General features: G+C 51.1%; 22 protein-coding genes. All 22 read right to left on the bottom strand.

The genetic code is table 11. The annotated features are described in order from the left end of the window. Nucleotides 1-382 precede the first annotated feature (382 nt). The 22 genes from lysS to L1N85_RS20245 all read right to left on the bottom strand — a co-directional run bounded on the left by lysS (nucleotide 383) and on the right by L1N85_RS20245 (nucleotide 22361). Nucleotides 383-1900: a lysine--tRNA ligase gene (gene lysS / locus L1N85_RS20350; protein WP_235240880.1), complete on the bottom strand. Its 1518-nt coding sequence runs from the start codon at nucleotides 1898-1900 to the stop codon at nucleotides 383-385. A 98-nt stretch (nucleotides 1901-1998) separates the two neighbouring features. Beyond that, the gene (gene greA, locus L1N85_RS20345) at nucleotides 1999-2475 is read right to left on the bottom strand and encodes a transcription elongation factor GreA (RefSeq protein ID WP_235240879.1); all 477 of its coding nucleotides are present in this window, start codon (nucleotides 2473-2475) and stop codon (nucleotides 1999-2001) included. Nucleotides 2476-2777: 302 nt separating this feature from the next. Next, on the bottom strand, nucleotides 2778-3821 hold the full coding sequence (gene dusB, locus L1N85_RS20340) for a tRNA dihydrouridine synthase DusB (RefSeq protein WP_235240878.1): 1044 nt from the start codon (nucleotides 3819-3821) through the stop codon (nucleotides 2778-2780). A 33-nt stretch (nucleotides 3822-3854) separates the two neighbouring features. Further along, nucleotides 3855-4067 carry a helix-turn-helix domain-containing protein gene (locus tag L1N85_RS20335; protein WP_235240877.1) on the bottom strand — a complete coding sequence of 71 codons (213 nt, stop codon included), beginning with the start codon at nucleotides 4065-4067 and terminating at the stop codon, nucleotides 3855-3857. Beyond that, entirely contained in the window at nucleotides 4019-4573 is a 555-nt protein-coding gene (gene folK / locus L1N85_RS20330; protein WP_235240876.1) for a 2-amino-4-hydroxy-6-hydroxymethyldihydropteridine diphosphokinase, read from the bottom strand. Before folK ends, L1N85_RS20335 begins: the two co-directional genes overlap by 49 nt. Then, nucleotides 4566-4937, bottom strand: a complete 372-nt coding sequence (gene folB, locus L1N85_RS20325) for a dihydroneopterin aldolase (protein ID WP_235240875.1) — start codon at nucleotides 4935-4937, stop codon at nucleotides 4566-4568. Before folB ends, folK begins: the two co-directional genes overlap by 8 nt. A gap of 68 nt (nucleotides 4938-5005) precedes the next feature. Next, nucleotides 5006-5857 (bottom strand): dihydropteroate synthase, encoded by an 852-nt coding sequence (folP, locus tag L1N85_RS20320; RefSeq protein ID WP_235240874.1) that lies wholly within the window; start codon nucleotides 5855-5857, stop codon nucleotides 5006-5008. A 38-nt stretch (nucleotides 5858-5895) separates the two neighbouring features. Then, nucleotides 5896-6789 carry an aminodeoxychorismate lyase gene (pabC, locus tag L1N85_RS20315; RefSeq protein ID WP_235240873.1) on the bottom strand — a complete coding sequence of 298 codons (894 nt, stop codon included), beginning with the start codon at nucleotides 6787-6789 and terminating at the stop codon, nucleotides 5896-5898. After that, entirely contained in the window at nucleotides 6786-7367 is a 582-nt protein-coding gene (pabA, locus tag L1N85_RS20310) for an aminodeoxychorismate/anthranilate synthase component II (RefSeq protein WP_235240872.1), read from the bottom strand. The genes pabC and pabA overlap by 4 nt, the downstream gene beginning before the upstream one ends. Then, nucleotides 7364-8968, bottom strand: coding sequence for an anthranilate synthase component I family protein (locus tag L1N85_RS20305; protein ID WP_235240883.1), 1605 nt, complete (start codon nucleotides 8966-8968; stop codon nucleotides 7364-7366). The genes pabA and L1N85_RS20305 overlap by 4 nt, the downstream gene beginning before the upstream one ends. Nucleotides 8969-9081: 113 nt before the next feature. Continuing rightward, nucleotides 9082-10020 (bottom strand): cysteine synthase A, encoded by a 939-nt coding sequence (gene cysK / locus L1N85_RS20300; protein WP_235240871.1) that lies wholly within the window; start codon nucleotides 10018-10020, stop codon nucleotides 9082-9084. A gap of 127 nt (nucleotides 10021-10147) precedes the next feature. Next, entirely contained in the window at nucleotides 10148-11074 is a 927-nt protein-coding gene (locus L1N85_RS20295) for a peptidylprolyl isomerase (RefSeq protein WP_235240870.1), read from the bottom strand. A gap of 17 nt (nucleotides 11075-11091) precedes the next feature. Next, complete coding sequence (gene hslO / locus L1N85_RS20290) at nucleotides 11092-11997, bottom strand: Hsp33 family molecular chaperone HslO (protein WP_235240882.1); 906 nt, start codon at nucleotides 11995-11997, stop codon at nucleotides 11092-11094. After that, nucleotides 11997-12770, bottom strand: a complete 774-nt coding sequence (locus tag L1N85_RS20285; protein WP_235240869.1) for a type III pantothenate kinase — start codon at nucleotides 12768-12770, stop codon at nucleotides 11997-11999. Before L1N85_RS20285 ends, hslO begins: the two co-directional genes overlap by 1 nt. Further along, nucleotides 12767-13651, bottom strand: a complete 885-nt coding sequence (nadC, locus tag L1N85_RS20280; protein ID WP_235240868.1) for a carboxylating nicotinate-nucleotide diphosphorylase — start codon at nucleotides 13649-13651, stop codon at nucleotides 12767-12769. The genes L1N85_RS20285 and nadC overlap by 4 nt, the downstream gene beginning before the upstream one ends. Then, nucleotides 13644-15257, bottom strand: a complete 1614-nt coding sequence (gene nadB / locus L1N85_RS20275; RefSeq protein WP_235240867.1) for an L-aspartate oxidase — start codon at nucleotides 15255-15257, stop codon at nucleotides 13644-13646. Before nadB ends, nadC begins: the two co-directional genes overlap by 8 nt. 80 nt (nucleotides 15258-15337) lie before the next feature. Beyond that, nucleotides 15338-16276, bottom strand: coding sequence for a quinolinate synthase NadA (gene nadA / locus L1N85_RS20270; protein ID WP_235240866.1), 939 nt, complete (start codon nucleotides 16274-16276; stop codon nucleotides 15338-15340). A 303-nt stretch (nucleotides 16277-16579) separates the two neighbouring features. Further along, the gene (gene ftsH / locus L1N85_RS20265) at nucleotides 16580-18589 is read right to left on the bottom strand and encodes an ATP-dependent zinc metalloprotease FtsH (protein ID WP_235240865.1); all 2010 of its coding nucleotides are present in this window, start codon (nucleotides 18587-18589) and stop codon (nucleotides 16580-16582) included. Between the two features lie 97 nt (nucleotides 18590-18686). Then, nucleotides 18687-19226 carry a hypoxanthine phosphoribosyltransferase gene (hpt, locus tag L1N85_RS20260; protein WP_235240864.1) on the bottom strand — a complete coding sequence of 180 codons (540 nt, stop codon included), beginning with the start codon at nucleotides 19224-19226 and terminating at the stop codon, nucleotides 18687-18689. Nucleotides 19227-19277: 51 nt separating this feature from the next. Next, a complete protein-coding gene (gene tilS / locus L1N85_RS20255) occupies nucleotides 19278-20690 on the bottom strand; it encodes a tRNA lysidine(34) synthetase TilS (RefSeq protein ID WP_235240863.1) in 1413 nt (470 codons plus the stop codon). Between the two features lie 38 nt (nucleotides 20691-20728). Continuing rightward, nucleotides 20729-21652 carry a protein kinase domain-containing protein gene (locus L1N85_RS20250; protein ID WP_235240862.1) on the bottom strand — a complete coding sequence of 308 codons (924 nt, stop codon included), beginning with the start codon at nucleotides 21650-21652 and terminating at the stop codon, nucleotides 20729-20731. Further along, nucleotides 21636-22361, bottom strand: coding sequence for a vWA domain-containing protein (locus L1N85_RS20245; protein ID WP_235240861.1), 726 nt, complete (start codon nucleotides 22359-22361; stop codon nucleotides 21636-21638). Before L1N85_RS20245 ends, L1N85_RS20250 begins: the two co-directional genes overlap by 17 nt. Between the last annotated feature and the right edge of the window lie 458 nt (nucleotides 22362-22819).

The raw sequence follows: 22819 nt of genomic DNA, 5'->3' as shown, positions 1-22819 counted from the left end.
TTACTTTTTTATCGCTTTTCTCACAATCCGTTAGGATTGCAAGGGCAGTTTCACTCGTTGTTCAGTTTTCAAAGAGCAATCTTTTCTTTCGTGTCAGCCTTATGTCTCAGCGGCGACCTAGATAATATATCACGTCTGCCTATACGATTGCAAGCATTTTTTTTGAAAAATTGAAGATAAGTTTTTTTGACTATAATCTACTCGTTGCTTCTATAGTAAGAAGAAAAAAATAAGCTCTACGATTTCGCTAATAGGCTTATCGATCGTTATCGTGTGAAGCATGTTAGTTTAGTTCTATTTTGACAAAGGATTCTAATAAATCATTAAAACAGACAAAGAACCGCTGGGCAGCAGTAGCCTAGCGGTTCTTTTCTTTAATTCCCTATTCGCCTGTGCGTTGATCTCTCATATGAGGGAACAGCAGCACGTCGCGGATCGACGGCGCATCTGTAAGCAGCATAACCAAACGGTCAATACCGATGCCAAGTCCGCCAGTCGGCGGCATGCCGTATTCCAATGCGCGAATAAAATCATCATCCATCTCATGCGCTTCATCATTGCCATGCTCGCGTTCAACAAGCTGCGATTCAAATCGCTCACGTTGATCGATCGGATCGTTCAGCTCGGTGAAGGCATTCGCATGCTCACGCGCCACGATAAACAGCTCGAACCGGTCGGTAAAGCGCGGATCCGCTTCGCTCTTCTTCGCAAGCGGTGAGATCGCTACCGGATGACCCGTCACGAATGTCGGCTGTATCAGCGTATGTTCACCGAATTGCTCGAAGAAGGCGTTCACGATATGACCGAATGTCATATGCGGATCAACGGCTACCTTATGCTCCTTAGCCAGACGATGCGCTTCATCATCACTCATTTCGACGCTGAAATCAACGCCAGTCGTTTCTTTGACCAGCTCGACCATTGTAACCCGGCGCCACTTAGGAGTCAGATCGACCTCTTGTCCTTGATATATGATCTTGGTTGTGCCAAGCACCTCTTGCGCGATATGGGCGATGACATTTTCGGTTAAGGCCATAATATCTTTATAGTCAGCATAAGCCTCGTAAAGCTCAATCATCGTAAACTCCGGATTATGACGAGTCGAAATACCTTCATTCCGGTAAACCCGTCCAATCTCGTATACTTTCTCGAGCCCGCCAACAATGAGGCGTTTCAAATGAAGCTCAATAGCGATACGCATGTAAAGCTGCATGTCCAGCGCATTATGGTGTGTCTCGAACGGACGAGCGGCAGCACCGCCTGCAATGGAATGCAGAGTTGGCGTTTCAACCTCCAAATAACCGCGTGAATCCAGATAACGACGCATAGACTGAATAATTTTGGAACGGGTAATAAACGTTTGTTGAACGTCAGGGTTGACAATGAGGTCAACATAACGCTGTCGGTAGCGAAGCTCTACATCCTTTAAGCCGTGATATTTATCCGGCAAAGGAAGCAAGGATTTCGTCAATACCTCAACATCATGTGCTTTGACCGAAACCTCTCCCGTATTCGTTTTGAACACGACGCCATGCACACCTATGATATCTCCGATATCGAGCAGATCGAATGCGGCGAACTTATGCTCCTCAACGGTATCCTTTCGAACGTAAATTTGAATCTTTCCGCTTAAATCCTGTATATGAGCAAAGCCCGCTTTACCCATACCCCGCTTCTGCATAATCCGGCCGGCGATGCTCACCTTAACCGCTTGTGCTTCCAGATCTTCTTTGCCGGACGCTTCATAGGCTGCTAAAATATCTTTGGCATTATGAGTGCGTTCGAACTTCCGCCCGAATGGATCGACACCTAGTCTCCGAAGCTCGTCCAGCTTGTCTCTGCGAATTTGCAGAAGCTCGCTCAGCTCCTGCTCGTTGTTCTCATGTTCCACTTCTTTCATCTCCTTGGTCGTTCGGCAAGCGTAAACGGCTGTCGCCGCATGCTAACGTTCAAAAAGCTTCCCTCAAGGAAGCTTTCCGATCCGCATTTTAGCAAACCTTATTTTTTGATGTCGAGAATTTTATATTGGATGATGCCGACAGGTACGCTAACTTCAACTACCGTTCCTTTTTTCTTGCCCAAAATCGCTTTGCCGACCGGGCTTTCGTTCGAAATTTTGTTCTGCAACGGGTCGGATTCAGCCGTGCCGACAATCGAATATTCCATCGTATCGCCGAACTCCAGATCTTCAACGGTTACGATAGAACCAATGCTTACGGTGTCGATGTCGATATCATCGTTATTTATAATGCGCGCGTTGCGCAGCATTTTCTCAAGGGTAATAATACGTCCTTCAATAAAGGCTTGCTCGTTCTTCGCATCCTCGTACTCCGAGTTTTCGCTAATATCACCATAGCCGATTGCTACTTTAATTCGCTCCGCCACTTCACGACGCTTGACCGACTTCAAGTTCTCTAATTCGTCTTCGAGCTTTCGCAGCCCTTCTTGAGTCAGAATGATTTGCTTATCGTTCATCTTTCCGATTCTCCTGTCATGTGACTAATTTTCATACCGTGTATGAATTCACTGATACCTAATATATTACGATTCATGACCATCATACCTGCCGTTATTGAAAGCGCACTCGAGATGTGCGGTTAGATTATATTGCAAGATTATATTGCAAAGTTACCCCGAATGTCAATCAAAGCCAGACGAACCATTGAAACCGTTTCATTTGGCTTAGGTGTAACAGAAGCCGCTATTAAGCGGCTTTTATCGAATGATGTCGGTTTAATTGTTTGTTCAGGCTATACCTGCCGCTTGCAGTCACCAGATTAATAAGCTGCCTCTTCGGCAGCAGCCGAATCTCCGTCCGCTTCACCGATTCTCGATTGGAATACGGTGTCCTCTTCTAGAGATATAACATAGTTCTCCAAAATAGATACCATACGATCGCGTCCGGTCTCTTCCATGATGACATCCTTCACGCGGGCGCCGCCGGGCAATCCCTTCAGGTACCAAGCCAAATGCTTCCTCATCTCCCGAACAGCTACCGCTTCAGTCTTCAGTGCGATTAGCCGATCCAGATGCAAAATGGCAACCTCCATCTTTTCGCGCGGAGACGGATCGTTAAGCAGTTCGCCGTTCGTCAAGTATTGGATCGTACGGTACAGCATCCATGGATTTCCGAGTGCTCCGCGGCCGATCATGACGCCGTCGCAGCCCGTGTGCTCGAGCAGCCTCTTCGCATCCTCAGGTGAGAATACGTCACCATTGCCAATTACGGGAATGGATACCGCTTCTTTGACATCTTTTATGATGTCCCAATTAGCCTTGCCTGTATACAGCTGCTCACGCGTGCGCCCATGCACGCTAACCGCCTTGCCGCCTGCCCGCTCCACGGCGCGGGCATTTTCCACTGCGTAGATATGCTCATCGTCCCAGCCGATACGCATCTTCACCGTTACCGGCTTCTTTACGGCATCGACGACCGACGACACCATTTCATAAATTTTGTTCGGGTCAAGCAGCCACCGCGCACCAGCGTCGCACTTTGTAACCTTCGGCACGGGACAGCCCATATTTATATCGATGATATCCGCATTTGTTTGCTGATCGACGACCTTAGCAGCCTCGACAAGCGACTCACGGTCGCCGCCGAAAATTTGCAGGCTAAGCGGCTTCTCCCGCTCGTCGACGAACAGCATTTCAAGCGTTCTCTTATTTCCATGTAAAATCGCCTTGTCGCTCACCATCTCCGCGCATACAAGACCTGTTCCGAACTCTTTGGCAATTAATCGAAAAGCCGGGTTGCACACGCCTGCCATCGGCGCCAGCACCACTCTGTTCTTCATCTCGATGTCTCCGATTTTCAGCATGTCGCTCCTTGCTCCTCTTCTAAATGTAGGATACTACTCACGATCAACCGAAATGAGTTCCTCGTAGCTGATTCCTAATGTTTTGGCGATATGACCCAGCAGCTTAGGGTCCGTCTTTCTCGTTCCGCGCTCCAGTGAACCGAGAACGGCCACCGATACGTCAAGTTCCTTGGCCAGCTCTTGCTGAGTATAGCCCTTCAGCTTTCGAAAGGCTCTGACGCGCTGCGCCAATTGATTGTTTTCCATAACGTGATGCCTTCCTTTCCATCCTGAAGCGACGCTTCAGACACTGCCTTTACTTGTTCCAGCAGCTGGTGCGATTGCTCAATTACATCCCTCAGCGGCACTAATACGAACGACCGCTCCATCATGCGCGGATGCGGCAGCGTCAGCTCCTCTTGATCCATTATGACATTATCGTATAAGAGAAGGTCGAGGTCAATGGTTCTCGGTCCGAAGCGTATATCTCTAACCCGTCCCAGCCGCTGCTCAATCGCGAAGAGCCGGCGAAGCAAGGGCAAGGGAGGAAGCTCCGTGCGCACAGCCAAAACCATATTGAGAAAAGGCGGCTGCTCCGTATAACCTACCGGATCGGTTTCGTAAATGCCCGATACGCGGCGTACTTCAATGCCTGGCGACAAATGGATACGTTTAATCGCATCGTTCAGCAATTGCTCACGGTCGCCTATATTAGAGCCTAATGCGATATATGCTTCTACCCATACGCGCTCACGCGGGAATTGTTCATCCATCAGTATCCCGCTTTCTGCGCAGCTCCACCGTTACACCGTCAAAATGGATGTCGAACGGCGGGTGCGGCTTCGTTACTCGAACCGTCACTTCATTTACCATAGTATAAGCTTCCAATAACCGCGTTGCAATGTGGCCGGTTAAAGCTTCAATCAACTTAAACGGCGGGCCTTCTACGATCGATTTCGCAAAAGCATGGATATCCGCATAGTTAATCGTATCGTTTAAATCATCGGTTTGCGCTGCTTGCTCCAAATCCATTCGCAGCTCAATATCGACGTAAAACTGCTGGCCAAGCTTGTTCTCCTCAGGAAAAACGCCATGGTAGCCGTAGAAGCGCATCCCTTTGATGATCATCTTATCCATTTCATTCAATCTCCTTACATTACAGCTTGTATATTAGTCAAAAAAAATGATTCGAAAAGCAGCTCTCTCTACATGCCGCGATATAAAATAGCATCCGCCATTTGCGCGGTACGCTTCATCGCGCGCACATCATGTACGCGCACGATTTGACAGCCGTGCGCAATGCCGAGGACGACGGTCGCAGCCGTCCCCTCCGCCAGTTCTTCAACCGGGAGGTTCAACGTGTCCCGGATGAACCGCTTTCGCGAGGTGCCGAGCAGTACAGGGTAGCCGAGCGCGGCAAGCTCCGATAGACGGCCGAGCAGCTCGAGGTTGTCCCCGCACGTTTTGGCGAAGCCGATGCCGGGATCCAGCCATACCCGGTCGTCGGCGACGCCGGCCGCTCGTGCGATGCCGACGCTGCTCCGCAGGTCGGCGAGCACGTCCGGGACGAGGTCGTTATAGTCCCGGGCGTGGCGATTATGGCTGATGATGACGGGGCAGCCATACTCCGCCGCAACGGCGGCCATATTGGGGTCTCCCTTCAGACCCCATACGTCATTGATGATGTGCGCGCCGGCCTCCAGCGCCTGGCGAGCCGTCCCCGCCTTATACGTGTCGATTGATATCGGCACGCGGGGCAGTGCTTCCCGCACCGCCTGAATAACGGGCAAGACGCGCCGGAGCTCCTCTTCGTGCTCAACGGGCACGAAGCCCGGCCTAGTGGATTCGCCGCCGATATCCAAAATATCTGCGCCCTCCTTCACCATCTCCTGCGCATGGGCCACCGCTGCGTCGACATGCGTATAACGCCCGCCGTCGGAGAAGGAATCCGGAGTCGCATTAAGGATGCCCATTATTAACGTACGTCCGCCGAGCTCAAGCTGAACTCCGTTCCCGAGGTCATACTCCCTTTTCCAATAAACCGGCTTTTGATTCACGAACAGATCGCCCCCATCTTCTTCTATTCCATCTTCATCTATCGTTCTGTTCCATCCAAGTCAATTAACGTAGTTTCACGGTATATAGATAACAATCGTTTCGTTATGTTCCCCGCTTCGCCGCCGTTGACTGCGACTTTCCGCCCATCTGCGTTCGTTAGGGCCGTAACTGGAACCAGCTCTTGAATCGAGTTGGTCAGCCATATTTCGTCTGCACCGAGCAGCTGCTCCCATATATACAGCCCTTCTTGCACGGCATAGCCGGCTTCTCGGGCAAGCTCCAGCACCCGCTGCCGAGTAATACCCGGTAATATTCCCGTGCGGATAGAAGGGGTATAAACGATATCGTCCTTCACAAAAAATAAATTGCTGACGATCCCTTCAGCCAGCCAGCCTTCACCGCTCAGCATCAAGCCTTCCGCCCCGAACGAGGCGCCGCCGGCAAGCAGCTCCCTCTTCGCAATAATATTGTTCATATAATGGAGAGACTTGAAGCGAATGCCGCCTTCCGGCGTATTCCGCCGCGTCCGTAATAACCGCAGTTCTCTACCCTTCATAATAGCCGCATCATTAACTGCCGGCAGCGCTTTGACAAGCAGAAGCACATTTGGCTGCTCATAATCACCGGTCGGCAAGCCAAGCTCGGCAACACCTGCACTAACGGTCAATCGCACATAGCCATCCTCAAGCCCGTTCGCTGCGAGAAGCTCCTGCATTAAGCTTGTAACCGACTCCGGATCCGGAGCATATTTAATGCCAAGCTGATCGCAGCCCGCTTGCAGACGTTTCATATGCCTCTCTAATAAATAAGGCTTGCCCCTATAGGTGCGAAACGTCTCAAACAATCCCATCCCGTACAAAAAACCGTGATCATATACAGAGATCACGGCTTCGCTTGCATCCATTACGGTACCATTCAACCCGATTTTCATCGTGCTGCGCCGGTCTGATTTTGCAAGAAATTACGAAGCATCGTCAGACCATGCTCCGTTATAATCGACTCGGGGTGAAATTGCACCCCTTCAATCGCGTATTCCTTATGGCGCAAGCCCATAATTTCGCCCTCTGCGGTTTCCGCCGTAACCTCCAAGCAATCCGGCAGCGTCTCGCGGCGCACAATAAGGGAATGGTAGCGTGTAGCGGTAAACGGCGAAGGCATTCCTGCAAACATCGATTTTCCGTCGTGGTGAATATCAGACGTCTTCCCGTGCATCAGCTTCTCCGCGCGCACCACTTCGCCGCCGAAAGCTTGTCCGATGGATTGATGGCCGAGACATACGCCAAAGATCGGGATTTTACCTTTAAAATGCTCGATGAGCGATAAACTGATGCCTGCTTCATTCGGCGAGCATGGACCTGGCGAAATCAAAATATGATCCGGGGCTAACGCTTCAATGCCTGCCAAATCGATTTCGTCATTGCGTTTCACCGTAATCTCTTCTCCCAGCTCTCCTAAATACTGCACCAAATTGTACGTAAAAGAATCATAATTGTCGATTACGAGTATCATCGTTTGGCTCCTCCTCTGTTCGCTTCCGCTATCCGATAGCCAGCAGCGAACCGCTCGCTGTATTGAATGGCTTTCCATAGCGCTTTCGCTTTATTCAATGATTCCTTATATTCCCGCTCCGGATCGGAGTCGATCACGATGCCTGCACCCGCTTGGATATGAACGACGCCATTGTGCACCGCCATCGTTCTAATAATAATATTAAATTCCATATCGCCATTGTAGTCAATCCAGCCGAGCGAGCCTGTATAGGGGCCTCTTCTGACCGGCTCAAGCTCCTCGATGATTTCCATCGTACGGATCTTCGGCGCGCCGGTAATCGTTCCTCCGGGAAAAGCAGCCGCAATGACGTCGTAAGCATCCTTCCCATCCGCCAATCGACCCTCTACCTGGGAGACGAGATGCATCACATGCGAATAGTGCTCAATGACCATAAGCTCTTCAACCTTGACCGTTCCATAGGCGGATATGCGGCCGAGATCGTTCCGCTCCAAATCGACAAGCATAATATGCTCGGCCCGCTCCTTCTCGTTCGACCGCAGCTCTTCGGCAAGCCGCAAATCCTCTTCCTCCGTACGTCCCCGTCTCCTCGTACCGGCAATCGGCCTTGCAGCGAGTTTTCTATCGCAAAGCTCAACAAGCAGCTCCGGCGAAGCCGATACAAGCTGAAAATCGGGACAACGCAGAAAGCCCATATAAGGGGATGGATTGATTAAACGAAGCCACTCATACAGCTCTTCCGGCGATGTGTCTACTGTTCGGCTTTGACGTACTGACAAATTGACCTGGAAGACATCTCCTTGTTCGATATAGCGCTGAATGTTCCTTACGGCGTCCATATACGCTTCTTTCGAAAAAGGGGAATGAACGCCTTGCAAAGACTCCACGTCGATATTCAGAAGATCCCCTTCCGTCAGACGCATGCGCGCTGCCCGGTGCGCAGCCGCCTTCTCCTGTGCCTGTTCTGCTGCAAACCAGGTCAGCCAGTAGTCACTCATGCCCTCGGCTCTCGACAGCGCACGCTCGTAGACGGCGCCCAGCTCCGTCTCATCCGCATCCGGATCGACGCTCGCATGAACCGCGCAATACACCTTCGCTTGCTCATGATCGATGATCCATAGCTCATTCATCCGCAAAAAAAGATAATCCGGCAAATGAAGATCGTCACTGGCAAGCTCAGGCAAACGCTCAATAGACCGTGCCACGTCATAGCTCCAGAAGCCCGCGCAGCCGCCTATCCATTTGGGGCCGTTCTCGAGCCTTGGACCCTGCTGTCCGCCCATCCATTGTCGTACGACCTCGAGAGGCTTCCCTTCCCATATTCGCTTGGTCTGTCCCTCCAGCGATTCGAATTGAACCGATTCGGCCGCCATGCCTTTCCCGCGAATAATGCCCTCAGGGTGAAGACCCAGATACGTATAACGCCCATCCTTGCCGCTTTCGAACACGAAGGCATAAGGCGAAGCATCCTGCCAGACCTCTTCCCATGAGACGACGCCCGCTCGGCTCTCCATTTGGAAGGACAGCTGCTTGAGAATAGGAAGCGTCGTATATTTACGTTCGGCATGCCACCGAATCCATTGCTCCAAGGCGGTGACCATCACCTTCAACTCCCGATTGCTTGACTTATTTTGCTCAGTATACAGAATAGCAAGTCAAAAAGAAAGCCTCCCACTCCGAGGAATGAAAGGCTTTCTGATCTTGGCTGCAAAAATTAATTTTCGAAGTTAAACAGCGGCGTGGAGAGGTAACGTTCGCCGTTGCTTGGCACGATTGCGACAACGCGTTTGCCCGCTCCAAGCTCTTTCGCTACTTTAAGAGCGGCAAAGATCGCTGCGCCTGAAGAAATACCGCATAGAATGCCTTCTTCTTTCGCTGCGCGACGAGCGTATTCGAACGCATCCTCGTTCTCGACCGTAATAACGCCGTCATAAATTTCACGGTTCAAAATATCCGGCACGAAGTTTGCGCCGATCCCTTGAATTTTGTGAGGTCCCGGCTTACCGCCTGACAGTATCGGAGAAGCTGCCGGCTCAACTGCGTAAACCTTGATGCCGTCGAAGTTTTTCTTAAGCACTTCGCCAGCGCCTGAAATCGTACCGCCTGTTCCAATACCGGCAACAAACGCATCGAGCTTGCCGTCAAGCGAGTTGATCGCTTCAACGATTTCCGGTCCAGTCGTTTCACGGTGAATTTTCACGTTAGCTTGATTCTTGAATTGCTGTGGCAGGAAGTACGAAGGATTCTCTTGCGCCAGCTCTTCCGCTTTGCGAACCGAACCGTTCATACCTTCGGATCCTGGCGTCAACACGAGCTCTGCGCCGTATGCGCGAAGCAGGTTGCGACGCTCAACGCTCATCGTTTCCGGCATAACCAGAATAGCCTTATAGCCTTTAGCTGCTGCTACTAGCGCCAAACCGATACCCGTGTTACCGCTTGTAGGCTCGATAATGGTGTCGCCCGGCTTAATAAGGCCCTGTTGCTCCGCTACCTCAATCATGCTGATCGCGATACGGTCTTTAACGCTTGCACCCGGATTTTGATATTCAAGCTTAACATAAATTTCCGCGCTGCCTTCAGGCACCAGACGATTTAAGCGAACAAGCGGAGTATCCCCAATAAGATCTAAAACACTATTTACGATTTTGGCCATGTAAATGAATGCCTCCTTATTCCGACTAATTCAGTAGGTTTTTTGATTAATTCCATCTTAACAATGTCTTGCATCCGTTGTCAATAGTGACTTTTTTGCTGGAATGAAATGGATTTGGGTATAGAGGTCATTCCGTTTTGACAGCCTCATACTTCGTAAGAAGCTTATCCTCCAAAGCGGTTAAAGAATCGGCGCGCTCAAGCGCCAGCTGCTTGCGAACCGTATCATGAAGCCTGCTGCCGGTCACACCTGCGATCGTTTGCCGTTCGATTAGCCGAATAACCGCATAGCCGCCTTCGACCTGAATAGGTCCGGCCATTTCCGCAATCTGCAAACGACTTGCTGTATCCAGCAGCTCTTCATCATAGAAAGGATCATCATCGTCGATTAACCCGAGATCCCCTCCTGCATCGGCCGTAAAGGAATCAATCGAGTAGGTGCGTGCTAGCACGGCAAAATCTTCGCCATCCGCCAGCAGCTGCAGGACGGAATCTGCTTCACGCTCCGTTTCTGTCAAAATCCATTGTAAATGAAGCTGCTGCCGGGCATCGAATTCATCAGGATGTTCTTCGATATATCGGTACACTTCCTCATCCGACACCACTATGCTTCTAACCGCAATTTTCTCAAGCAGCAGCCTGTACCGCAAATCCTCGAGCACCTGCTCCTGCGTCATGCCAAGCTGCTCCTTCATCACGACAAAAAACCTCGCCTCACTATCGTAGCCTTCAATCATCTTCTCAAGCTCACGATCAAGCTCCTGCGCCGATACGCTAAGCTCGGAAGCGGCCGCCTCTAAATCAATGGCTTTATGCACCATGAGCATTCTAAGGACAGCATCTCCATACTGCTTGTAAAGCTGCGCTTCCAAATCTGCGGCCGTAATCGAGTCGGCACCTACCTTGGCTACCGTTTGCCGGCGATCCGGAGGCTGCGCGGGATCAACGGCCGGCGTCTGCCCGGGCCACACCTTTATGACAACCACTACGGTCAAAACAACCATGCATACGGCTTGAAGGATGACAACGGCCTTCAGCACCTCGTATTTCCCCATTACCCCAATGCCTCCGATTATTGGATCGGCTTCGGCTTCGCTTGAGCAAGCAGCAGCTCCAGCTGCGGCCGTTCAAATGTATACGCTTCGTTGCAAAATTGGCAAACGACTTCCGCTTTTCCGTCTTCTTCAATTATTTGCTTCAGCTCATGCTCGCCCAGGCTAAGCAGCGTTTGCTCCACGCGCCCGGCTGAACAGGAACACCGAAAGGTTAAATCCATCGTACCGTGAATTTGCAGATCGCTATCGCCTACGATCCAGCGAAGGATCTCCTCGGGCGTCTCGCCTTGATCAAGCAAAGCGGTAACTGGCGGCATCGAGCCTACGGCCTGTTCTAATCTCGTTATTTCCGCATCTGTCAGCCCCGGCATCAGCTGTACGATAAATCCGCCGGCATGCAGCACGGAATTATCGGTATCCACCAAGACGCCGAGCCCTACAGCAGATGGCGTTTGCTCCGAGACTGCGAAATAATACGTGAAATCCTCGCCAAGCTCGCCCGATATAATCGGAATGCTGCCGCGATATGGCTCCTTCATTCCGAGGTCCTTACTGATATGAAGATGACCGCTGCGTCCAACCGCACCGGCAACATCAAGCTTCCCGTGCGCGTTGCCGGCCAGATGCACCTGCGGATGATCGACGTAGCCGCGAACCTCTCCGTCTGCATTCGCATCGACGACAATTTGTCCGATTGGGCCATCGCCCTTCACTTGAATGGTCAGCTTCTCTTTCCCTTTCAGCATCGCGCCCATAATAGCGCCGGCTGTCAACGTACGGCCAAGCGCCGCCGTTGCGGTAGGATAAGTGCCATGCCGCTGGCGAAGCTCCTCTACTAGCTGAGTCGTGCGAGCCGCGAACACGCGAATTTTACCGTCCCATGCCGTACCTCGCACAAGCACGTCCTTCAGCTGGTTATCCATCATAATCCCTCCTGATTGCGTTCATATATGATTCGCAAGCCTTCCAGCGTCAGCAGCGGATCAACCTCTTCTATCGTTTCCGATTCCGAAGCAATTAACTCCGCTAAGCCGCCGGTCGCGACCACGCGAGGAGTTACGCCGAATTCCGTCTGTATGCGTCTTACAATACCGTCAACCTGTCCGGCATAGCCGAAAATAATACCCGCCTGCATCGAAGTGACCGGATTCCGGCCAACCACACTCTTCGGCTTCACCAGCTCAATGCGCGGAAGTTTCGCAGCCCGCTGGTACAGCGCCTCGGTCGAAATCCCGATACCCGGTACGATAGCGCCGCCCAAATAGTTGCCGCCTTCATCTATGTAATCGAATGTCGTTGCCGTTCCAAAGTCCACAACGATTAGCGGAGCCCCGTATTTGACGATACCCGCTACAGAATTGACAATGCGGTCCGCACCCACGTCGCGCGGATTTTCGTAGCGGATATTCAAGCCCGTCTTCACCCCCGGCCCAACGACGAGCGGAATCTTGCGCAAATATTTCAAACAAAGCTGCTCTAATGTACGCATAAGCGGAGGAACAACGGAGGAAATAATGACGCCGTCCATTTGCTCAAGCTTAACTCCTGCGTAATGAAAGAGATTATGAATGTTAATTCCGTATTCATCCACCGTAGCTGAACGATTCGTGCTTAACCGCCAATGATGCAGCAGTTCTTTTCCCTTGTATATGCCAAGCACAATATTCGTATTCCCTACATCAATGACGAGGATCACAACGACTCGCCGCCCTTCTTCGCATTCAGATCCAGGCTGATATCAAGCGCATGGAACGAATATGTCAAACCGCCGACGGAGATCACATCGACGCCGCAGACTGCAATGGCGCGAACGGTTTCCAGCGTTACGCCGCCTGATGCTTCAACGATCACATAAGGCGCCGCCGACTTGATTCGAGCAACCGCTTCCTTCATCATTGCAGCCGCCATATTGTCCAGCATGATAATGTCCGCTCCGCAAGCAAGAGCCTCATCAACCTGTTCTAGCGATTCCGTCTCCACTTCGATTTTCATCGTGTGCGGAATTTTGCTGCGAGCCGCTTCAACCGCCGCCCGGATACCGCCAGAGCCTTTAATATGGTTATCCTTTATCATAACCGCATCGTACAAGCCAAACCGATGATTGGCTCCGCCGCCGACGCGTACCGCATACTTCTCGAGCAGCCGGTGTCCTGGCGTTGTTTTACGCGTATCCACCAGACGAACCGGAAGCCCTTCAAGCGCATCAACGAAAGCGCGGGTCTTGGTCGCGATGCCTGACAGCCGCTGCATCAAATTTAGCGCAAGCCGCTCCCCGATTAACAAACTATGCGTGCTGCCTTCTACAACGGCAAGAACAGTACCCTTGTCCACGTGATCGCCATCCTGGACCTTCGCCTCGAATATAAGAGAAGGGTCAACGACATCGAAAACAATCCTCGCGACAGGAAGACCGGCAATGATGCCGCTTTCCTTCACATGAATGACCGCTTTGGAGTTCGAGTCCCTCGGAATCGTCGTCTCGGTCGTAATATCCCCGCTGCCTATATCCTCTGAGAGCCAGCCGCGAATTTGCTCGCGAACGGCCGTATCATATCCGCCTGCTGTCCATTCAAACATCTTTTATCCGCTCCTCCGTCAGTCCATATAGACGGTGCAATACCGTATGCTTTCTCCACACCAAATCGTCACGCACCGGAAAATCCTCCCGATAATGCGCACCGCGGCTTTCCTCCCGTTGCAGCGCCGATTCTGTCGTAAGCAGCGCACAGGTCAATAAATTCGCAAACTCATATTCCTCGCGCTCTGTCAAAATCGATTGATAGATCGGCAGCTGACGCTTCAGCTCCTCTAGACCCTTAGCCAGTCCCTTAGCATCGCGGCGAAGTCCTGCATACCGCACCATAATTTTTTGCAGCTTTAACCGTCTTTCTACGACGGCCTGAATCGGTGTCGTTTCCCGTTCGATCTCCCTCTCGATAGTCGGAACCAGATCGCTTGCCGACAGCTCGTTAATCCGCTTTACGATTCGCCTGCCGAAAACGATCGCTTCGGAAAGCGAGTTGCTTGCCAAGCGATTAGCGCCGTGAACACCCGTTGAAGATACCTCGCCGCAGGCAAACAAACGTTTAATGTTTGTTTCTCCATTTAGGTCGGTTTTCACACCGCCCATCATATAATGCATCGCAGGCGCAACCGGGATCCAGTCTGACGTCAGGTCGAGGCCATATTTCAAGCAATACTCATATATAGTAGGAAAACGATGCCTGACCATCTCTGCCGATTCATGCGTAATATCAATATAGACGAAAGTCGATTTAGTTTCTTCCATTTCACTTACGATTGCGCGTGCAACGACATCTCTGGGCGCCAGCTCCAGCTGTTCATGATAACGCTCCATGAAGCGCTCTCCCTTGATGTTGCGCAGAACGGCCCCTTCACCTCGAACAGCCTCCGAAATGAGAAAACGCGGAGCTCCCGGATAACATAATGAAGTCGGATGGAATTGAATGAATTCAACATCCTGGATGTAAGCTCCCGCACGATACGCCATCGCAATGCCGTCTCCCGTCGCGATCTCAGGATTGGTCGTATAACGGTACAATTGACCCGCTCCGCCTGAGCTCAGAATGATAGCCTTGCCCTTTACGAATAATCGTTGCCCGCCCGGCTTCTGCACGATTGCCCCGCAGCATTCGCCGTCTTGCGTGATCAAGTCAATAACGAAATGATCGTCCCATACTTCAATTTTCGGATTCGCGACCGCGTTTTCGGATAAAGCACGAACGATCTCATAACCGGTCGCATCCCCGTTCGCATGCAAAATGCGGCGTTGGCTGTGAGCGCCTTCCTTCGTTAGAGCAAACTCGCCATTTTCCAAGTCGAACTGGGTTCCCATCTGGATCAATCTGCGAACGCCCTTCGGGCCTTCATGTACAAGCACTTCTACTGCTTCATTAGAGCATAATCCAGCACCCGCAATAAGGGTATCCTGTCTATGGTAGGCTGGGGAATCCTCGTCCGAAATAACGGCAGCGATACCGCCTTGTGCGTAACGGGTATTACTGTCGAGCAGCGACTTCTTCGTAATCATAAGAACGGAATTGTTCTCACTTGCCCTTATAGAGGTAAAAAGACCGGCAATGCCGGCCCCGATTACGATAACGTCTTTTTCAATAACCGGCAGCTCATTCAGCTGCACATCAACTAAATATCTGGGAATCATCGTGGCTCCTCCAAGCATTGGCGGCTAGAGCCGCCCTTTGGCTGCATTGCTGATATTCCAAGCATAGGAAGCAGTGCATGCTACTTCACGAGCAGCATGCGCTCCAAGGACAAGCGTGCTTGATCCGCGACATGCGGCGGTACGTAAATTTGCGGCTGCATCGTTTCCAGACACTTCACGAGCTTCTTCAAATTGTTTACCTTCATATTTGGACAAACCAAATATTTAGATGCAAAATGGAACGTCTTGTCCGGGCTGTCTAACCGCAGCTGATATCCAGTACCGTCCTCGGTTCCAACAATAAACTCCTGACAATCGGATTCCTTACAATATTTAATGATTGCGGTCGTACTGCCAACAAAATCGCCAAGTTCAACAACCTCTGGGCGGCATTCCGGGTGAACGACAAATTGCGCATTCGGATATTTCGCTTTCATTTCCTCTACGTCTTTGACGGTCAGCATGTCATGCGTATTGCAATAACCTTCCCAGATAATCATTTTCTTATCGGTGTTCTGCTGCACATAATGACCCAGGTTTTTGTCCGGCACCCAGATAACCTCGTCACCCTCAACCGAATTGACAACCTTAACCGCATTCGCCGATGTACAGCAAATGTCCGTCTCCGCCTTAATTTCCGCTGACGAGTTGATGTACGTAACGACTTTCGCGTTAGGATGCTGAGCCTTCAGCTTACGCAAGCCGTCAACGCTAACCATGTCGGCCATCGGGCAGCCGGCACGTTCGTCAGGAATGATAACCGTCTTATTCGGTGCCAGAATCTTTGCACTCTCGCCCATAAAATGAACGCCGCAGAAAACGATAACGTCGGCATCCGTTTGCGCGGCCTTCTGTGCCAGCAGGAAGGAGTCGCCGCGGAAATCGGCTACCTCTTGAATTTCGTCCCGTTGATAATAATGCGCTAAAATGATGGCATTCCGCTCTTTCTTCAACTGTAATAACCGTTCACGCAGCTCACGGTTTTGTTCCGCCTTGCGTTCCAGTGCCAGTGCTTCCACGTAGATCCTCTCCTCTTATGAGGGATGGGGGATAAGTCCCATTCCATATTACGGCAAGTACAACTTTGTGAATTGATGCACAAACTTAGAAAGTCGCTTGCCTATAGTTTAAACCAAAAAGGATAAATTCATTTGATTAAGATTTAATTTACACGTGGTAGATGCTACTGTCAATGTATTAAAGGCCTTTTCCCGGCAGCAATTTCAAATAAATTCATGTTAGGCCCGATCGTCGCAAAAAAAAGCTTCGTTCCCAACGGAAACGAAGCTTTTTTTCAAAAAAATACGATGCCATTACCGCTTTTAGCTCTTAACGGAATCAGGATCTTCCGGATTCCCGCGTTTCTCGAGATCAGGACCTTTCGTCTCTTCCTGGTCACGTTTTTGGATACGTACCTTCACGTCCCCAACGGTCTCGATGATAGGTTCAGCCGTCTGCTCGACAGCGGAATCATTCGAAGAAGAACCGGCCTCGTCTACCGGCTTCAACACGCCGCTCTCAATCAAGCTCTTAATTTGATCCATTTCGAGCGTTTCTACGTTAAGCAAAGTCTGAGCAATCAAGTGCATTTCCTTGCTCTTCTCCGTCAATAGCGTCTTCGCGCGATCGTAACACGAAGATATGATGCTTTGCATTTCCTGGTCAATCTCGTAAGCGATCGCATCCGAGTAGTTCTGTTCATGCCCGATATCGCGGCCAAGGAACACTTGGCCCTGCGAGCTGCCGAACTGCATCGGTCCAAGCTTGTCGCTCATTCCGTACTCCATAATCATGCTGCGTACGATGCCCGTAGCCTGTTTGAAGTCGCTGTATGCACCGGTTCCGATTTCACCGATAAACAGCTCTTCCGCTACGCGTCCCGCGAGCAAGCCTGTTACTTTATCCAGAAGCTCCTGCTTCGTTACAAGCATACGGTCTTCCTTCGGAAGCATGATGACGTATCCGCCGGCGCGGCCGCGAGGAATAATCGTTACCTTGTGTACCATATCGGCATGCTCCAGGAAGTAGCCTGCGATTGTATGTCCCGCTTCGTGGTATGCGACAATTCGTTTCTCGCGCTCGCTGACGACACGGCTCTTCTTCTCCGTACCGACAATGATCCGATCAATCGCATCATCAACCTCTACCATCGCGATATCCTTCTTATTGCGGCGAGCGGCAAGAAGCGCCGCTTCATTAAGCAAGTTCTCAAGATCCGCGCCGCTAAAGCCCGTTGTACGCTTGGCTATAACGTTAAGCTTAACATCCTTCGCAAGCGGCTTATTGCGCGCATGCACCTTCAGAACCTCTTCGCGGCCCTTTACGTCTGGTCGATCGACCGTGATTTGACGGTCGAAGCGGCCTGGGCGAAGGAGTGCCGGATCCAAAATGTCCGGACGGTTCGTGGCGGCAATAATAATAATACCCTCGTTAGCGCCAAAACCGTCCATTTCAACAAGCAATTGGTTAAGCGTTTGCTCGCGCTCGTCATGACCGCCGCCAAGACCGGCGCCGCGCTGACGGCCTACAGCATCAATCTCATCGATAAAAATTATACATGGGGCGTTTTTCTTTGCATTCTCGAACAAATCACGTACGCGAGACGCGCCGACGCCGACGAACATCTCTACGAAATCCGAACCGGAAATACTGAAGAACGGCACACCCGCTTCACCTGCTACCGCACGGGCAAGCAAGGTTTTACCTGTTCCCGGAGGACCCACCAGCAACACGCCCTTAGGAATACGAGCGCCTACCAGGTTAAACTTACGCGGATCCTTAAGAAAGTCAACGACCTCAACGAGCTCTTGCTTCTCCTCGTCGGCACCGGCCACATCTTCAAAGGTAATCCGTTTCTTCTCATTGTCATACAGACGCGCCTTGCTCTTGCCAAAGTTCATCACTTTGCCGCCGCCGCCCTGAGCTTGGTTCATTAAGAAGAAGAACAGGACGAATATGATGACAAATGGAATAATGGAAGTAAGGAACGTCAGCCAAAGGCTCGGCTGATCCATTTCTTTGTTGCTCAAGGCAAACCCATATTCTTCCGACCATTCGCGTAACTGCTCTTCAGCGCTGACGCCAACCCTCGATACGAACTGATCGTTTTCCGCGTCCGCAGGCTTGTTAGTATATTTACCTGAAACAAAATACGTTTGATTCTCATACTTGACACTAAGTTCCTTGACGTTGCCTGATTCAATCGCAGTGCGAAGCTCATCGTAACGCAATTCAACGTTCGGGTCATTTTGGCTGCTGATAAATTGAAAAATCCCAACGGTCACCAAAAATATAATTAAATAAAAACCAGTATTACGGATGATCCGATTCATCCCCAACCTCCTCTCAGACGCTTAAAATATTTTACCATAGCATGACTTTCCATAACAATAGAGGTGTACGGAGAGGGCATGTACGGGTGAATCGCTATTATATCTCATAAACCTGCGGCTTCAAAATGCCGATGTATGGGAGATTGCGGTACTTTTCGGCAAAATCGAGGCCATAACCGACGACAAACTCGTCCGGCAGCGTAAATCCCTTGTAGTCCGCCTCGAGATCAACCGTGCGGCGAGCGGGTTTATCGAACAAGGTCACAACCGTGACCGACTTCGCATTGCGACGTTCCAGGACGTCGATCAAATAGCTGAGCGTCAGCCCGCTGTCGATAATGTCCTCAACGATAAGCACATCGCGGCCTTCGACCGAAACATCGAGGTCCTTGATAATTTTGACCACGCCGGAGGACTTGGTGGACTGCCCGTAGCTGGACACAGCCATAAAATCAATCTCGAGCGGCACCGTTATTTCTTTAACCAAATCAGCCATAAATATAAACGCGCCTTTAAGTACACAAATAACGAGCGGGTTTCGACCGCTAAAATCCTTGCTCAGCGTTGCGCCAAGCTCTTTCACTTTCTCGCCAATCTGCTGCGCATCGTATAATACTTCTTGAATATCGTTTTGCAAAGTATAAATCCCCCTACGCCTTAACTATGTTTATGAGTGTACCAGTGCTTGTTATTCGTTCTGCGCCCTTATGAATAACACGTCTTTCGTGTGCGATTCGGTAAGCGCATGACTCGATCTGCGGATGCCCGGTATCCAGAGCAAGCGACCCTCCGCATCGAATAGAAGCGGATACAGCGCTCGTTCCAGCGGAGCAATCTTCTCGTCAACGAACATATCTTGCACTTTTTTCGAACCATTTAATCCTAAAACTTGAATTCTGTCTCCCGGCCGCCGATTTCGCACGATGAGCGGGTAAGTCAACTCCGACGCATCGAAGCAAGCCTCGTAACGCGAAGCCGGCCTCGGGTGCTGTCCCGCAGTTAGACGGATAAAATCAAATATCCAGCCGCAGGGGTCTGCCTTCAAGCTCACTCCATCTCTTCCAACCTCATAGGAATAGGCGCTGACATCGTTTAAAGATTGCTGCGGTATCCGAAACCATCGCATCAGATTATATTCCCGGGCACAGCGAATTCCTGCTCCCGCATCGATTCGCCAGGTGCTTGGCATTTGAGCGGCTGCGGCAAGCCGCATCGTCTCAATCTGCTCGAAGGATATCTTTTCCGTTTCCTTAGAAAGATAACTTAATATTAGTTTAATCAATCTCCTTTGTAAAGCGACATGGAGACCGGACAAATCGTCGACGTTCACTACGCATTCATTAGGGGATAACGTAACAAGCTGCGCGAATAGCGCCTCGGTTTGTTTCTCCATCCATTCGTCCTCTGCCCCAGCGACATCAGCGAGCCGATGCAGCGATTGGGACAGCTGCGGATTGTACCGGGATAAATAAGGTAAAATATCGAGCCGAATCATATTTCGGAAATAATGGCGTTCCTTGTTACTGCTATCCGTGCAATAAGGAATGTGATGCTCCTCGCAGTAACGCAGGATGTCTGACTTGTTCATACGCAGCATCGGGCGAATAAGTTCCACGTTTTTTTCACGTCTTTTGCTAAGAATGCCCGCTAACCCCGTTAACCCCGTACCCCGAATGACGCGCATAAGGACGGTTTCCGCTTGGTCGTCCGCATGATGCGCCAGCGCAATACGCGAGGCGCCGTACCGCTCCGCGATTTCATGGAGATAGGCGTAACGTTTCTCTCGAGCGGCTGCCTGACTGTTCATTCCTGTTTCTTCTATATAAGAGGGCAGGTCTAAAACAGCGGTCTCGCACGGCACGCCAAGCTTCTCCGCGTAAGTCTTAACAGCCTCCAGCTCATGCGCCGACTCCTCTATTCGAAAACCGTGATTCACATGAGCCGCAATGACCGAAATTTTCCCTTCCTGCGCGAGGGCCGCCAGCATATGCAGCAGCGCCATGGAATCCGGTCCGCCCGACACAGCTGCTACAATACGGGCGCCCTCCGTCCAAAGTCCGCGCTCCGTACCGGTTCTCTCTAGTTCATTTCGCAGATTCATATGTATCCTCACCTTCATTTCTCTGCAGCCGCCGGCTCCTACAGCACATTGCGCAGCAGCCAATAAACCGACGTTGCCAGCAGGATGGCAGAGCCTGCGGCCAGCCCCTTCAACCACACGGGCGTAGCAGAAGGCCTATGCGTATCCCGCCTGTGCATCAGATGCCGCCATGCCGCCGCGGCATCGCCTGCATCATGGAATTGGCCGGCAAAAGCTTTGCGCAGCCATCCGGCAATCGGCCTCAAAGCAGCGCTTGCTTCGGCGATCTCGATCAGCTCGGCAGCCGACCGATTCTGCGGCAGGAGCTCCGCTGTCAGTTGATGCAGCCGTTTCGCTTCATGAAGCTGCAAACAAAGCACCCCGAAGGAAAATAGGTCGTAACCCGGATCAGCCGATCTTGAGCCGCAGTTCCAATAGCCGCGGTCGTACATTTCCGTAAATTGGCGAACGCTCTTCCCGCTTGCCGTTACCCCTCCGTAATCCACGAGCTCGACATGTCCGTAATCCGCTACCAGCACGTTTTCTACCTTCAAATCGCCGAATACCCAGCCCGCTTCATGCAGCTTCGACAGCTTGTTTAGAAGATTCAGACCGACTAACGGAAACCACTCTTCGCCATGCTGCTTCAAATAGACCACAAGCCGCGAGCCAAGCACGTAGCGCATAATATAGAATGGGTATTCGCGCCCGTCGGGTCCGTACAGATCGTCAACATCAAATAGAAAGGGCTCCTGCCCTTGCTTCTTCTGCTTAGCAAGCGACTGCAGCACGTTGATCTCCGATTGCAGATCAATCGCATCAAAACCGACCTTCAGAGCATACCAATTGCGATCGCGCTGTACGAGATATACTTTACCGTTTGCGCCTTCGCCAAGCAACCGTTCGACCTTGTACCGCCCATGCTTCCATTTGCCGGTTACCACCATTCCACGGCGAAGCTCAACCTTAAACGACGTAGCCACTCATCATCCCATCCGTTTCATCTCTACTCTGTCTACCATAATCGCCCTGGCGGTAAAAATCAATCACATGCATGATCGCAGGCCCCGTTGGTGTCGTTCCACCCATCTGAAGTTTAGGGAAAATCGCTTGCACGCCGTTCAAATGGCTCGTCCAGCTTAAATCCATGACGCAGTCGCCGCCATTTCTTGAGCCAGGGAAATGAAAGACGGAAATTTCGCTCTTTCCTTGTCTAGCCTGGAGACTGAGCATCAAATCGCGAATGGCCTCTTCCACTGCTGCAAGCTTCGGCTTCATGCTGGCGCTCGCGTCGATGAGAAGCGCCACTTGCAATCCCGACGTTTCGCCCAGCTCGTCAATGACCCTTACGACCTCTCCGCGTTTATCCGGCGGCAGCGCTTCTATCGCTCCATTGCCAAGCACCTGCTTCAGCTCTTTCTGCACGGCCAGCTGAATCGTTTGCACGACCGTTTTGCGCGTCATCATCTGTACCGTCTGCGAAAGCTGCCGCATATTAACCAGTCTGCTTAGTCCGCCGCCGGCACGGGCGATCTCATCAATCTCCGTCGCGCCCAGCTCGCCCACGTCTCCATGATCGAGCACGCCCACCACATTGACCGAAATTCCCTCCGAGCTCGCATGCGCTGCCGCCACTACCGGACTAAGCCCCACATTCGAACAGCCATCCGTAATCAATAATATTTGTTTCATAATTGTTTACCCTCCTAAAGAGTTTGTGTAACAAACTCAGCATCGTAAGCGTAGTCTCGTAAGCGTAGGCTTTGCCAGAGCCTTTCTATTAGCTTTGCCTTTTTTGGGAGAGTTAAACAACTATGCAGGTTGAAAGATTCAAACAACCCTTTTTTACGATAGCACCGGCCCCTCAATAACATGCGAACAGCATATGATGGATATATCCAGTAACTTCTCGCTCTCAAGCCCCGTTTGGCGCGCTATGATGGATTTATCCAGTAACTCTTCACTTAAGAATTACTTCTTATTTTGAGCGAGTGCATAAGTCCTGTTCACTAGCCAATGAAAAACGACAAAAAGAAGCCGTTCGCCGTCAGCCGCGAGGTAGCCGACAGGCAAAAAGGCTTCTGCAATTGAAATGGATATATCAATGACATCTTTTCATCCGATCATCGTTAATCAGTCATTTCTACAAT

Source organism: Paenibacillus alkaliterrae, from assembly GCF_021532375.1.
In the GTDB taxonomy this organism is placed as follows: Bacteria; Bacillota; Bacilli; order Paenibacillales; family Paenibacillaceae; genus Pristimantibacillus; species Pristimantibacillus alkaliterrae.
The sequence above is the reverse complement of the archived record's forward strand: the minus strand, read 5'-3'. Positions and strand labels throughout refer to the sequence as shown.

Excerpts from the sequence above, each read along its gene's own strand:
- lysS (WP_235240880.1), bottom strand. The coding sequence starts at position 1,900 with ATGAAAGAAGTGGAACATGAGAACAACGAGCAGGAGCTGAGCGAGCTT.
- greA (WP_235240879.1), bottom strand. The coding sequence starts at position 2,475 with ATGAACGATAAGCAAATCATTCTGACTCAAGAAGGGCTGCGAAAGCTC.
- dusB (WP_235240878.1), bottom strand. The coding sequence starts at position 3,821 with ATGCTGAAAATCGGAGACATCGAGATGAAGAACAGAGTGGTGCTGGCG.
- L1N85_RS20335 (WP_235240877.1), bottom strand. The coding sequence starts at position 4,067 with ATGGAAAACAATCAATTGGCGCAGCGCGTCAGAGCCTTTCGAAAGCTG.
- folK (WP_235240876.1), bottom strand. The coding sequence starts at position 4,573 with ATGGATGAACAATTCCCGCGTGAGCGCGTATGGGTAGAAGCATATATC.
- folB (WP_235240875.1), bottom strand. The coding sequence starts at position 4,937 with ATGGATAAGATGATCATCAAAGGGATGCGCTTCTACGGCTACCATGGC.
- pabC (WP_235240873.1), bottom strand. The coding sequence starts at position 6,789 with ATGAAAATCGGGTTGAATGGTACCGTAATGGATGCAAGCGAAGCCGTG.
- pabA (WP_235240872.1), bottom strand. The coding sequence starts at position 7,367 with ATGATACTCGTAATCGACAATTATGATTCTTTTACGTACAATTTGGTG.
- L1N85_RS20305 (WP_235240883.1), bottom strand. The coding sequence starts at position 8,968 with ATGGTCACCGCCTTGGAGCAATGGATTCGGTGGCATGCCGAACGTAAA.
- cysK (WP_235240871.1), bottom strand. The coding sequence starts at position 10,020 with ATGGCCAAAATCGTAAATAGTGTTTTAGATCTTATTGGGGATACTCCG.
- L1N85_RS20295 (WP_235240870.1), bottom strand. The coding sequence starts at position 11,074 with ATGGGGAAATACGAGGTGCTGAAGGCCGTTGTCATCCTTCAAGCCGTA.
- hslO (WP_235240882.1), bottom strand. The coding sequence starts at position 11,997 with ATGGATAACCAGCTGAAGGACGTGCTTGTGCGAGGTACGGCATGGGAC.
- nadC (WP_235240868.1), bottom strand. The coding sequence starts at position 13,651 with ATGTTTGAATGGACAGCAGGCGGATATGATACGGCCGTTCGCGAGCAA.
- nadB (WP_235240867.1), bottom strand. The coding sequence starts at position 15,257 with ATGATTCCCAGATATTTAGTTGATGTGCAGCTGAATGAGCTGCCGGTT.
- ftsH (WP_235240865.1), bottom strand. The coding sequence starts at position 18,589 with ATGAATCGGATCATCCGTAATACTGGTTTTTATTTAATTATATTTTTG.
- tilS (WP_235240863.1), bottom strand. The coding sequence starts at position 20,690 with ATGAATCTGCGAAATGAACTAGAGAGAACCGGTACGGAGCGCGGACTT.
- L1N85_RS20245 (WP_235240861.1), bottom strand. The coding sequence starts at position 22,361 with ATGAAACAAATATTATTGATTACGGATGGCTGTTCGAATGTGGGGCTT.